This is a genomic window from Niveibacterium sp. COAC-50, from assembly GCF_013184235.1.
GTDB lineage: Bacteria > Pseudomonadota > Gammaproteobacteria > Burkholderiales > Rhodocyclaceae > Niveibacterium > Niveibacterium microcysteis.
Window position 1 is genome coordinate 781,789 of record NZ_JABCJM010000002.1, and the last position, 13,373, is coordinate 795,161.

At 68.5% G+C, this 13,373-nt stretch carries 7 protein-coding genes; 1 reads left to right on the top strand and 6 read right to left on the bottom strand.

All coding sequences use genetic code 11. The features are described 5' to 3' along the window. Positions 1-56 precede the first annotated feature (56 nt). On the top strand, positions 57-2,201 hold the full coding sequence (locus HH302_RS11100) for a bifunctional diguanylate cyclase/phosphodiesterase (RefSeq protein WP_172202236.1): 2,145 nt from the start codon (positions 57-59) through the stop codon (positions 2,199-2,201). 19 nt (positions 2,202-2,220) lie between these two features. Here HH302_RS11100 and HH302_RS11105 read toward each other — a convergent pair whose 3' ends face one another. The 6 genes from HH302_RS11105 to HH302_RS11130 all read right to left on the bottom strand — a co-directional run bounded on the left by HH302_RS11105 (position 2,221) and on the right by HH302_RS11130 (position 13,360). Continuing rightward, positions 2,221-3,162: a sensor domain-containing diguanylate cyclase gene (locus HH302_RS11105; RefSeq protein ID WP_172202237.1), complete on the bottom strand. Its 942-nt coding sequence runs from the start codon at positions 3,160-3,162 to the stop codon at positions 2,221-2,223. A gap of 251 nt (positions 3,163-3,413) precedes the next feature. After that, positions 3,414-5,630, bottom strand: coding sequence for a TonB C-terminal domain-containing protein (locus HH302_RS11110; protein WP_172202238.1), 2,217 nt, complete (start codon positions 5,628-5,630; stop codon positions 3,414-3,416). 191 nt (positions 5,631-5,821) lie between these two features. Next, a complete protein-coding gene (locus HH302_RS11115) occupies positions 5,822-6,823 on the bottom strand; it encodes a PHB depolymerase family esterase (RefSeq protein ID WP_172202239.1) in 1,002 nt (333 codons plus the stop codon). 120 nt (positions 6,824-6,943) lie between these two features. After that, positions 6,944-7,999: an esterase family protein gene (locus HH302_RS11120; RefSeq protein WP_172202240.1), complete on the bottom strand. Its 1,056-nt coding sequence runs from the start codon at positions 7,997-7,999 to the stop codon at positions 6,944-6,946. A 327-nt stretch (positions 8,000-8,326) separates the two neighbouring features. After that, complete coding sequence (locus tag HH302_RS11125) at positions 8,327-10,525, bottom strand: S8 family serine peptidase (protein ID WP_172202241.1); 2,199 nt, start codon at positions 10,523-10,525, stop codon at positions 8,327-8,329. Positions 10,526-10,693: 168 nt separating this feature from the next. Beyond that, entirely contained in the window at positions 10,694-13,360 is a 2,667-nt protein-coding gene (locus HH302_RS11130) for a TIM-barrel domain-containing protein (RefSeq protein ID WP_172202242.1), read from the bottom strand. Positions 13,361-13,373 lie beyond the last annotated feature (13 nt).

Sequence of the window (13,373 nt, forward strand, 5' to 3'; positions counted from 1 at the left end):
TCATGCTCGCTGGGCCGCTTCCTTAAGCGCGCCGCAGGCCGGCCGATAACAGGGGGATGGCTTCTGCTCTGTTCCTGATAACCCGCCACGACCCGCTGCTCGTTGTTGCCTCGCTGGTCGTTGCGGTGTTCGCTTCCTACGTTGCGCTGGATCTGGCGCGCCGGGTGCGCGTGGCAGAGACCGGGCTGCGGCGGTGGTGGCTGGCGGGTGGTTCGGTTTCACTGGGTACCGGCATTTGGGCGATGCACTTTGTCGGCATGCTCGGTTTCGATGCCGGGGTGCCGCTGGGCTATGCCGGCGGCCCGACCCTGCTGAGTTGGCTGGCTGCCATTGGCGCCGCCGCGGTGGCGCTGCGTATCGCGACGCACGACAGGCTGACGCCGTGGGTGCTGCTGGGTGGCAGCAGCAGCATGGCGTTGGGCATCTGCGCGATGCATTACCTGGGCATGGCCGCGCTCGAACTGGTACCGCCAATCGTGTGGCGCTGGCCGGTGGTGCTTGCCTCGGTGGCGATCGCATGGCTCGCGTCAGCCGCCGCCCTGAGGCTGTTCTTCGCGCTGCGTGAACAGCACGGTGCCCTGCGCCTGCGTTTGCAGGGGCTGGCCGCGGTAGTGATGGGCCTCGCGATCGGCGGCATGCACTACACCGGCATGGCCGCGGCGCAACTGCCGCAGGGCACGATCTGTCGCAGCGTCGATGGCCTTTCCGGTCAGCCGCTCGCCGCGGTGGTGGTGACGGCGGCGCTGTTCCTGCTTGCCGGCGCATTGGTGCTTTCAATCAACGATGCAATGGCGCGGGCGCGCGAGGCGCAGCTGGCCCGCTCGCTGCATCGTGCGACCGAAGATCTGCAGGAGGCCAACGAAACCCTGCAGCGTCGCGCCTTTGAAGATGCGCTGACCGGCTTGCCGAACCGTGCCCTGTTCAACGACCGCCTGCAGCACGCAGCGGCGCGTATCGCGCGACGTGGCCCAACGCCGACGGCTGTGGAGCGGCTGGGGGTGCTGTTCCTCGATCTCGACGGTTTCAAGCCGATCAACGACTCCTTCGGCCACGAGGCGGGCGACGAAGTGCTGCGCGAACTCGCGCGCCGGCTGCAGCTCACGCTGCGCGAGAGCGACACCGTGGCGCGGCTCGGCGGCGACGAATTCGTTGCAATGGTCGAGTCGCGCGATGCCGAGGCAGCGGCGGTGACACTGGCGCAACGTATTCTTGACGCGATGCGCCAGCCGATTCGCGTGTCGGGGCAGGATGTTTCGCTGTCGTGCTCGATCGGTGTGGCGGTGTTCCCGGATCACGAAGACCACGCCCCGCGCCTGCTCGCGCGCGCCGAGGCTGCGAAGGGCGCGGCCAAGCGCGCCGGCGGCGGTTGCTGCGTGGTCTACGAGGCCAGCATGGCGGGCGACGCGGCCGAACAGGTGCTGCTGCAACAGGCCCTGCGTCACGCGGTCGCGCGCGGTGAGCTGCTGCTGTACTACCAGCCGAAGGTCGACGCGCGCAGCGGCCAGGTGCACGGGCTTGAGGCCCTGCTGCGCTGGCGCCACCCGGAACGCGGTCTCGTCAGCCCCGCAGTATTCGTGCCGCTGGCCGAACGCTTCGGGTTGATCGGCGAGATCGGCAACTGGGTCATCGACGAAGCCTGTGCGCAACTGGCGCGCTGGCATGAGCAAGGCCTGCGCTGCCGCGTCGCGATCAATTTGTCGCCCTACCAGCTACGCAACGCTGCGCTGCCGGAGCGGATAGCCGCTGCGCTGGAACAGCATCGCCTGCAGCCTTCGCAACTGGTGTGCGAGATCACCGAGACGGCAATGATGGAGAACCTCGATGCCGAACGCAGCGTGCTCGACCAGATTGCGGCGCTCGGTGTGCGGCTGTCGATCGACGATTTCGGCACTGGCTATTCCAGCCTCGCGCACTTGCGCAACATCCCCGCGCGGCAGTTGAAGATCGACCGCAGTTTCGTCATCGACCTCACCGCCAACGCCGACGCCCAGGCGGTGCTGGAAGCAGTGGTGGGGCTGGCCCACGCGCTGCGCATGGAGGTGGTGGCCGAGGGTGTGGAGACCGCCGATCAGCATGCCGCGCTGGTGCGCCTTGGTTGCGACATCCTGCAGGGCTATCTGATTGCGCGGCCGATGCCCGCCGAGGCCGTGCCGCAGTGGCTCGAAGCGCTCAAGGCGGGCGCGGCCGCCGCCGGCCCCTGACGCGGCCGCCCGCTTGCGTTCAGACGAGCAGGGCCTCGATGCGGTTGCGCCCGCCCTGCTTGGCTGCGTAGAGCTGTTTGTCGACCGCCTCGATGAAGCGCGTCGGCGTCAGGTCGGCGCTTGGCGTCACGGTGCCGACACCGATGCTCACGGTGATGCGCTCGCCGTGGGGGTTCTGCCTGTGTTCGATGGCGAGCTTGTCGATCAGGCGCTGGCAGCGTTGGGCGACGATGTGGGCGCCGGCGGTATCGGTTTCCGGCAGCAAGAGCACGAACTCCTCACCACCGTAGCGGGCGACCAGATCGCGTTGGCCGACCAGCGCAAGGTTCAGCGACTGCGCGACGTCGATCAGGCACTTGTCGCCAGCGGTGTGGCCGTAGAGGTCGTTGAACTGCTTGAAGAGGTCGACATCGAGCATGATCAAGGACAGGGGTTTGCCGCTGCTGAGCGCGCTTTGCCACTCGAGTTCGAGGGTGTAATCGAAGCGGCGGCGGTTGGCGATGGCCGTCAGGCCGTCCTTGAATGACAGGGCTTCGAGTTCCTTCTGCAGCGCGAGCAGCTTTTCTTCGGTCTTCTTGCGTTCGCTGATGTCGAACATGAAGCCGATCAGCGATTCCACCTCGCCCTGCGCGTTGCGCACCACGTGCACCACATCGCGAATCCACACATAGCCGTTCTGTTTGGTCAGCGCGCGGTAGTCGGCTTCGTGGTCGACGCCGGCCTTTGATTGCGAGATGCAGAAGTTGACGACGTACTCGCGGTCTTCCGGGTGGATGCGCTCAGCCCAGTCGTTGGCGGAGACCCAGCTCTCCCTGCTCCAGCCAAGCAGGGGTTCGATCTGCGGGCCGATGTAGGCGAACTGCATCGTCGCCCAGTCGATCTTCCAGGGGATTGCCTTGGTTGATTCCAGCAGGGTCTTGCAGACCGCGCTGTCACTGCTGAGGTCGCTGAGGTCAGACATGCGTGAGCGTCTCTCTGATGGTGCTTATGGTGGTGGAGCGGGCATGTAGCTTAAGGCCAAGCGCGCAACCTCAGGCTCTGAGCGGAGCCGGCGCGGCGTTCAACCGATTTGACCAGCGGCTTACGAGGCGAATCCGCGTATGCCGGCGAGCGGCGACGCGGCGTCGTGGTCCAGGCTTGCCGTGTGGCAGGTGCTCGATGGGTGCTTCAGGCCGGGGCTTTGGGCAGCCGCATCACGACGCAGGCATCGGCTCAATACAAGCGCACAGCCGTATCGAACTGCCAGGTGCGCCGGATCTCGACCACGTCGTACTGCCGCGCCAGGATCGGCGAGAAGGCGGGGTAGGGCGCGTGGCTCTGCACGATACGGCGGATCGCTTCGTCCACTTCCGCGACGCCGCTGGAGAGCGCGAAGGTGATCGCCTCGATGCTGCCATCGCTGCGGATCGCGACCGTGACCATCGGTTGCGTGTGCGGCCGTTTTGCGATGTCGCGCACGGCTTCGACCGGCGTGTTGAGCTGGATGCGGCGTGCCCAGGCCTCGGCGTACTGCACCAGCTCGGCGTTGGGGTCGGCACGCCCCCAGAGCCTTACCCGCCGCGCAGTGCTCAGCGATAGTGGCAGGCTGTTGGGCGCGCGAGCCGGGTTGGCGGCGTCGCGTCGCGCAGCCTCTTCATCGAGCTGGCGCCCCATGGCGCGGCGCCGTGCTTCGCGCCGCTCGTTCTCTTCCTGCTCCGCCTTGGCGGCGGCAACACGGGCTGCGTCGCGTCGCGCGGCTTCCTGGCGGTCGTCCTCCGCCTTCGCGGCAGCGACGCGCGCCGCCTCACGACGCTCACCCTCCAGCCGATCGGCTTCGGCCCGGGCAGCGGCCTGGCGGGCGTCTTCGATGCGCTTGGCTTCAGCCTGAGCGGCCGCAACGCGGGCGGCTTCGCGACGCTCTGCTTCAAGCCGCGCCGCCTCGGTGCGGGCTGCTGCCTGGCGGGCTTCCTCAACCCGCAGGGCTTCGGCCTTGGCCGCGGCAACGCGAGCAGCTTCCCGACGTTCCGCTTCCAGCCGCTCGGCCTCGGCGCGCGCGGCAGCCTGGCGCGCCTCTTCGATGCGCTGGGCCTCGAGCTTCGCGGCGGAGAGTCGGGCGGCTTCCTGGCGCTGCGCTTCGGTGCGGGCGGCGGCCTGCCGTGCCTCTTCCTGTCGTTGGGCCTCTGCCTTGGCGGCGGCCAGTCGCGTCGCGTCGCGACGTTCCGCCTCCAGTCGATCGGCTTCCGCGCGTGCGGCCGCCAGGCGGGCTTCCTCTTGCCGCTGGGCTTCCAGCTTCGCCGCTGCGACCCGCTCGGCTTCCCGGCGTTCTGCTTCCTTCTGCGCCGCCGCCTTGGCTGCCGCCTCGCGGGCTTGTTCCAGGCGTTGCGCTTCAACCTTGGCGGCGGCCAGGCGGGTGGCTTCGCGGCCCTCGGCTTCCAGGCGATCGGCTTCGGTGCGCACTGCGGCCTCGCGCGCTTCCTGTTGCCGCAGTGCCTCAAGCTTTGCGGTGGCCAGCCTTTCCGCTTCGCGTCGCGTGGCTTCGGCGCGTTGGGCTTCGGCCAGGCGGGCTTCCTCCTGGCGCTGCGCTTCCAGTTTTGCGGCGGCCACGCGCGCAGCTTCGCGCTGCTCTGCCTCTTTCCGCGCAGCTTCAAGGTTGGCGGCCGCCAGGCGTTCGGATTCTGCACGCGCCGCGGCTTGCCGCGCGTCCTCCAGGCGCTGGGCTTCCAGCTTCGCGGCGGCGAGCCGCTCTGCCTCACGACGTTCGGCGTCCAGCCTTGCGGCCTCGGCGCGCATCGCTTGCTGCTCGTCGGCAAGGCGCTGCGCTTCACGCGCTGCGGTGTCGGCCTCCGGCGGCTGGGCGGGGGGTTCCGTTGGCGCCTCGTCGGCTTCCGGCGTTGCGGCATCGCTGCCGCGCTGGCGTGGCGATGGGTTGGCGACGGTGTTGAGCGACTGTGCCCCGAGCACCCCGCCGGGGCTCGACACGGCGTGCGGTGGCGGGACGAAGAAGGCCGGGTCATCCGAGCGCTCCACCGCGATCAGTGCAACGGTGGATGCTGGCGTCGCCGCATCGGCGGGTGGCGGCGTGTCGGCCGTTGGCTGGCTGCCGGAGTCCGGCGTGGCGCTGGCCGGTGCGCGCGGGATGACGGCTTGTTTCGCGAGGTTCAGGGCGGCGAGCGCACCCTCGGGCGCAGGCTGGTCGGCGTTGCCTGTCCGCTCGAGCGAGTCGGGCCATTGCGGCGCGGTGATTGGCGGCAGCGCGGTCTGCCCGTTCTCGATCGGGGCTGGCCGCAGCACCACGCGCAGTTCGGGCGCAATGGCCCAGCGCTTCTGCCAGGCGAAGACCAGGCCCGGCAGGCCGAAACCCTGGCCGCCGAAACTCAGGCTCAGCATCAGCGCATGCGCGAGCAGCGAGATCAACAGCGATAGGCTTAGCCGCCGGCGTTCAGCGTTCATGCGTCCGTTCGGCGGCTTGGGTGGCGGAAGACATCGAATCCGTAAAGGTCGACCAGAGGGGGGATTGTGCCAACTGCGCTCCCCCGCGTGACGCGGGTGTTGCACCGGCGCCTAAGGCGGGCGCCGCGGCCCACCGCAGCCTGGCTATCGGAGTGTGCCACCGAGGGGGCGGGCCGAGCACGCGCATCCAGCTAGCGCCGCGTCGTCACTGACTGGAAGAAGTCCCAGATCACGTCGTTGGCGTTGATTGCCTGGCTCGGCTGCTGACGCGACAGCGTGGTGACCCCGCCGCCGGGCCAGCTGTGCTTGCCGTCTTCGGTCACGCACAGCTCGATCGTGGCGCCACCACGGCAGCCCTCGTGCACTTCGCAGCGCGCACCGGGCACTGCCAGCACTTCCCGCGCGGCGCTGCGGCAAGCGTTGCGGGTGACCCAGTTCGAGATCGTCTGCGGCACCGAGACAAACTGCGTGACCTTGCTTTCGTCGCGGAACGCACCCGGCCCGGCGCCGCCGTCGAACAGCACATGGTCGTCGTTGCGTGCGTGGATATGCAGCACCGGAATCGGCCTCGCGGGCGCGCAGCCGAGCGTGTTGTCGGTGCCCGCAACCGAGGCGATGCCGGCAAACAGATCCGCCGCATCGCAGGCGAGGCGGTGGCTCATCATGCCGCCGTTGGACATGCCCATCGCGAAGATGCGCCCCGCGTCGATCGCGTAGCGCCCTTGCAGGTCGGCCACCACTGCGCGCAGGAAGGCGACGTCGTCGACCCGCGTGTCGCGCGCCTTGCCGCAGCACGCGCCGGCATTCCAGGTGGCGAACTTGTCGCCCATCGCGCCGGTGCCATTGGGGAAGGCCACGATGAAGCCGGCACGATCGCTCTTGCTGACGATGCCGTAGTGCTCATCCTTCGCCATGTGCTGCATGTCCCCGCCGCCGCCATGGAGTGCGAGGACCAAGGGGGCGGGCCGCGTCGCGTCATAGCTGGCCGGGATGTGCACCAGATATCGCCGCGTTGCGCCGCCAACGTCGAGGCTGTACTCCGCGTTCGCTCCGGCGGGGGCTGACTGGTTTCGGCGTTGCTTCAGAAGCTCGCGCAAGGGGCCGTCAGCGTGGGCGTCGGCGCAGACGAGTCCGGCGACGGCGATCAAGCCGATTGCAAGGCGACGGGCATGGTGGATCAGCGGTCGCGGCATCGCGGTGCTCCTCGGTGAGATGTCGTTCCCCAGCGGACGTGAGCGCCAGCGGAGATCGCGTTGAATGCTATCGGCGCGGCTGGCGGATGTCATGCGACATGAATGAGCCTGCTCGCGGCGTTACAACGGGTCGGCCAGGAAACGGTCGCAGGCATGTGCGTCGGGCAGCGCCGCGGAGGCCTCGTCGAGCAGGGCTGCCAGAAAAGCCGCGCGCCATTGCTCGGGTGCGTGGGTGTGGGGCCACCAGCGCAGCTTCACGGTGCCGCCTTTGGCGTGCAGGCGCTGCGCGAAACACGCCGTGGCGAGTGCGAACGGTGGCTCGAGCGCGCCGCCGCTGAGCTCGAAACGAGTGTTTGGCGCATCCGGAATCGCATACTCCACCACCATGATCGGTGACATGACGACGGCGCGCCCGAACAGATCCGGGTGCCGCAAGGCCATCGCTGCGGCCCAGTCCGCGCCATTCGAAAAGCCGGCGACGCTGCGCGAGCCGGGCTCGTTGGCAGCGCCGAACTTCGATTCGGCCCATGGCAGAACTTCATCCACGAAGAAGCGTTCATGCGCCGCAAAGCGTGCCGGGTCGCTCGGAATGCCCTCGCGCTTCGGAAAGTCCACGTACTCGGCAAAGCGCGCCGCCTGATCGGCCTCGATCCCGACGACCACCATGGCAGGCAAGCGGCCCGCCTGCATCGCGGCGAGCAATTCGTTGCCGAATTCCGCGGCGCCGTCGGCGATGTAGACCACCGGGTAACGCTGGCTTGCCGAGTGTCCCGGCGGTAGCCAGACGTTCACCTGGCGGCTTTGCGAAAGGTGCCGGCTCTCAAGCGTAAACGCCTCGATCGCCCCTCGTTCGGGCGTCGGCGGACTGGCCGCCGGGCCGTTGAAGTGCATCGTTTCGCGGACGACTTTGCCGTCTGCGTTGGTGGCGACGAAGGCGAAGCGTTCAACGAGTGTGGCGAGATTCGGGACGCGCACGCTCGCGGCCCACTCGTTCGCCCCGATTCGGTTCAGCGCAAAGCCGTAGTCGCCATACGCGCCCTCAACGCGCACCGCGCTGGCGGCGCCACGCCAGCGGAAGTCGAGCGTGTCGCCACGGCGACCAATTCGCCCGCCACGCTCGTAAGCCGGCGACTCGGCCATGGTTGTGGGGGTGGCCAGACAGGCGAGGTAAGGCATGGCAGCGCTTGCCGAACAATCAGGCAAGCCGTCCGGCGCCGCCTGGGCGTTGGCGAAACAGAGTCCCGAAAGCAGGGATAGGCAAGTCAGTGTGCGTAGAGAGAGCATCGCGCGATTGTGGTGCCGTGAAGCGTGTCGACTCTAAAGCCGAACGAGGGCGCATGTACTACGTGGCGCGCGGTGCTGCGTTGCACCTGTCACAAGGTTCGTCCCTGAGACCACGACGGCGTCTGAGAGCTGTGTCGCCGTGCACGGCGACGATCGCCGTTCGGCGCGGCCGCAATCGCAAGGAAGAACGGGGCGCCCGCTGAGGGCGCCCCGTGAGGCCTACTTCACCAGGGTGTAGAGCACTGCGTGGGCAACCGGCGCGCCGCCGCTGCTGATCCACAACACGGCTTGTTTGCCGCCGGCTGTTGCGCCTTGTGCGGCGTTGGCGCTGACGCTGACAGTGGTGCTCGCGCCGGCGGCCAGGGTCACGCTCGGTGTCGAGACGCTGAAACCGACGCCGCTGCCGCTGACCGGGCTGACGGCGAGCGAGTAGGTCTGCGCCGCGCCGCTGAGGTTGGTGAGTGTGACGGTGGCGGAACGCGTCTGGCCGCTGCCCGAGGGCACTGCACCGAATGAGACGCTGACCGGATCAAGTGCGACCTTGGCGTTGACCGCCGCGGCGAGGTTCTCGCGGCCTGCGCCGGCGGTGTTGCCGTCGTAGACGATCGTGCTGCCGTTGCTTGCGGCCTTCAGCACACCCCAGTCGGCGGTGTTCACGATGGCCGAACGCACGTTTGCGGCAGACCAGTCCGGATGCTGCTGGCGCACGATCGCCGCCGAGCCGGCGAGGTGCGGCGTGGCCATCGAGGTGCCCTGGAAGAAGGCGAAGCAGGGCGGGGCGCTGCAGAACTGATGCGGGATCGAACTGAGCACGTTGACGCCGGGCGCGACGACATCTGGCTTGACGCGGACATCCACATCGGTTGGCCCCTGGCTGCTGAAGCCGGCCATGATGTCCGCGTTGGCGCTGCTGGTGAGGAAGTAGGCGGCGGTGTTGCTGATTGTCGTGGCGGCACCGGCAGCGGCCTTCAACGACATGCCGTCCTCCAGCGCGACCATGTAGGCGGGGATCGTCGGCTGCCCCGCGGTGCCATCGGTGCCCATTGCGATCGGCGTGCCCGCGACGTTGTTCGACACCACCACGGCGGCGGCGCCCGCACCCTGCACATTGCGGATCTTGGTCGAGAAGCTGCAGCTGCCACGTGTGATCAGTGCGATCTGGCCACTCAGGCTGCCGGCGGGCAGCGCCGAACACGCGGTGTTGAGGCCGTTAACGCTGCCGGTGACGACGGCGAGCGGGGCCGTCAGCGGCGCGGTAACGGTTCCGAAGTCGCCGGTTGCGCCGCCGTAGCTGCCGCCCGCGGCGCTGATCGGTACGCCAACGAAGTGCGGCACCGTGCTGGCGCCGGCGGAGAGCGCACGGGCCGCCATGCCCGGTGATTCGACGGTGGAGAAGCCGGGGCCCGAATTGCCGTTGGCCACCGCGACCACCATGTTCGCCTGGTCGAGGTTGTCCACCGCCACGGTCAGCAGATCCTGCGCGCCATGCGAGCCGCCACCCAGGCTCATGTTTGCCACGTCGAAGCCATCGGCGTAGGCGGCTTCGAGCGCGTTGAGGATGTCTTCCGAGCGCGCGTTGGCGAGGTCGCCCGGGAACACGTTGTAGTTGCCCAGCAGTGCGCGCGGTGCGACACCCGAGATGCCGTACGGGATCGTCACGTTGCCGACCTTGGCCGGCGTGGCGTAGTTGCACGCCACCGTGCCGGCCACATGGGTGCCATGTTCGCCCACCGCTTCGGCGGTATAGCCGCGCTGCGGCGTGCGGTTGCTGAAGACCTTGGCAGCGATCACCTTGTTGTTGGTGAAGCTGCGGTCGCCGACCTGGGTTTGCGCCGGGTAGCCGGTATCGGCAAAACACGGGTGGGTGGTGTCGATGCCGCTGTCGACGATTGCGACGCGGATGCCATCACCTGCCGTGGCGCTGCCGCCCGCCGTGGCCCATGCGGCTGGCGCCGAGATCAGCGCGAGATCGGGGTCTGCCGCGCTCGGGTAGTAGAGCGCCTGGTACTGCGCGGATTTCACCATGCTGGTGCCGGACACCTGCGCCAGGCTGGCGCCATTGAGCTGTACCGCCACCGCATTCAGGGCGATATCGAATTCGCCGGTGACCTTGGCGCCGGGCACGTTCGCGCGCAGCCAGGCCTTGTAGTCGTTGCGCAGCGCGGAGAGCTGGGCACGGTACGCCTTCACGTTGGTGTTGCCGAAGTCGATCTTCTTGCCCTTGGCGGGCTTGGTCTTCACGTAGGTCGAGAGCGGATCGCCGTTGAGCACCACCAGCGCGACGCTGTTGTCCTGCGTGGGGCGCGCGGCGGTGTTGTCGCTGTTCTGCCCGGCCACTGCTGGTACGCTCAACGCACCCAGGCCGAGGGTGGAGATTGCGGCAGCCATCGCCGCCATGCGGAAGGCGTTTCTTGTCATCGTGAGGATCCTCTCTGTGGACGTGAAGCGGCGTGCCGGCACCGGATGGGCACCAGCCCGGTGAAAGGACCCAGCCTAGTGATCGCTGCGCTGCGTCGTCCATGGGCGATCCCGAGAAAATGTGAAAAATTCCCGGGGTTGTCTGGGCAGCAGACTGCCCTGGCCCCTTTACCGCAGCGTCACGGCTCCCGCACCGTTGGCATCGAGCGGCAGTGTTTCGGTGTGCAGCCGGCCCGCGAGCCGCACCCCGATCGTCGGCGTGGGGCCCTGCAGGCCCTGGTGCGGCGTGTGGATAGATAGCGCGCTGGTGGCGTCAGACCAACGGATGGCGCGAGTGGTGTAGGCGCCGCGCTCGTACGCGTAGCCGTCGCGATCGTCTTCGTACAGCGTGAACGCGGCGTCGGCGCCGGGATAGACCAGCAACTCGATCGGCGCGCCGCGTTGCGCGTCGCTCTGCGTGACGACCGGCCCCAAAGGCAGGACGCTGCCGGCGCGCACGAACAGCGGGATGTGCGAGATCGGCGTCGGCACCGTGAGCGTTTGCCCGCCGCTGTGGCGCTCGCCGCTGTGGAAGTCGTACCAGTCGCAGCCGGCAGGCAGGTAGACGCGGCGCTCGGCCGGCACCAGCTCGGATTTGGGCGCATGGCCGGGGCGGCGCCACGAGAGGCTCATCTGCGCGGCGCCATGGCGGTGCAGGTGCTCGACACGCAGGCGGATCTTCGTGCCGGCGGCGAGCGTGCGGCGCAGCGTGGTGGTCTGCATGCCCTGCGCCTGCCATGCGTCGATCACGGGCTCGTCGTCGAACCACATGCGGCGGCCGTCGTTGCCGTAGAGCAGGAATTCGTAGTCGCCGCTGTCGGGTACGGTCAGTTCGGCATCCCAACGCAGGCGGTAGCCGGCGAAGGGCAAGCCCGGCGGCGGCCCGCCCGCCCAGCTGCCGTTGAGTTCCCCGACCGGCTTGGCGAACACGGCATCGTCGGATGCTTCATCGGCATAGCCGCGCCAGATCAGGCCCTGTTCGCCCTCGGGCGTGCGCAGGAAGTCGGCCGCGAGGATCTCCGCTTCGCGGCGCGGCTCATGGAACATCGGCGCGAGTACCGGGCAGACCATGATCGCCGGGCCGAACATGAACTGGTCGGCGATGCCGTAGGTGGCCGGGTCGTCGCGGAAGTCCATCGCCAGCGGGCGCATCGGCGTTCCCCCCTGCGAGGTGACGTCCCACGCCAGCGAATAGATGTAAGGCAGCAACCTGTAACGTAGTTGCGCGGCGGCGAGTAGCGCGTCGTAGGCCCAGCTGCCGGGCGCGCCGAAGTGCCAGGGTTCTCGGGCGGTGTTGGTGCCGTGCGAGCGGAACAGCGGGCAGAACGCGCCGTACTGGAACCAGCGCACATAGAGCTCGCGGTAGGCCGGGTCGCGGTTGCCGTCGGGGAAGCGTGCACCCAGGCCAGTCGTGAAGAAGCCGCCGATGTCGGTGGTCCAGTACGGCATGCCGGCTGCCGCGAAGTTCAGCCCCGCCGCCACCTGCTCGCGCAGCACATTCCAAGTCGCTGCAATGTCGCCCGACCAGCTCGCGGCCGCGTAGCGTTGCTGCCCGGCAAAGCCGGAGCGCGACAGCGTGAACACCCGTTTGCCGTTGTTCAGTGTGCGCTGGCCTTCATAGACGCCGCGCGCGGTGAACATCGAGTAGCCGTTGAGCACCCGGCGCCAGCTGCCCAACGCGGTGTCGCGCTGCGCGTAGCAGGCGCGCACGCCGTCCATCGGGTCGTGGGTGGAGACGAATTCCGGCTCGGTGCCGTCCATCCACAAGGCGTCGACCCCCTTGTCGATGAGCCCGCGCTGCACATGCTTCCAGTAGATCGCGCGGCCGCGCTCGCTGAAGGCGTCATAGATGTGGCCCTGGGCCCAGTGCGGATACTCGAACAGCTCGCCCGCAGCCTTGAGTTCGTCGAATAGCGCGCAGCCCTCGCCGACTACCGGCCACAGCGTCGTCATCAGGCGCAGGTGGTGCTGCTCATGCAGTTCGCGGATCATGCCTTCGGGGTCGGGGAAGACCTTGTCGTCCCATTCCATGCTGCTCCAGGGCTTGTCGCCCCAGTACTTCCAGTCCTGGATCAGCGCGTCGATCGGGAACCCCAACTCGCGGAAGCGGCATGCGGTGTCGAGCAACTCGGCGCGGTCGACATAGCGTTCCTTCGATTGCCAGAAGCCGTAGGCCCAGCGCGGGAACAAGGGTGCGGTGCCGGTGAGCAGGCGGAAGCCGGCGACGATGCGGTCGAAATCCGGCCCCCACACGACGTAGTAGCGGATGCCGTCGGCGCAGTCGGTTTCGAAACGGAAGCCCTGGCCCTTGCTCGCGAAGCGCGTCAGCGCCATTGAATCCCACAGGATGCCGTAGCCGGCGGTGGAGACCAGGCAGGGCACGGCGATGCCCTGGTTCGACTGCGCCAGCAGCACCTCGCGCCCGCGCCAGTCCCATGCGCCGCCGGGGTACTGACCGAGGCCGTAGAGCGCGTGTGCGGGGTCTGCGCGAAAGTGCTGCACGACCTGCAGGGCCTCGTCGGCGGGCGACCAACTGCTTGCCACCTGCGTCAGAAACACGGCGCCGCCAGCGTCGGCGAACTGTAGACCACCGCCGACGCGCGCGATGCGCAGCGCGGCGGTGCGCAGGCCTGCGGCGTCAACGTTGGCCTCTCGGGCATCGGTTTGCGGCAGTACGAACAGCGACTCTGCGAGCGCATGGCCATCGGGTGCGATGCTGACGCACACGATGTTCGCGGCCACCGCGCGAACGCTGACGCGCCCACCGATGATCGAGTAGTTGAACGGCGCGGGCATACCGATACCTCCA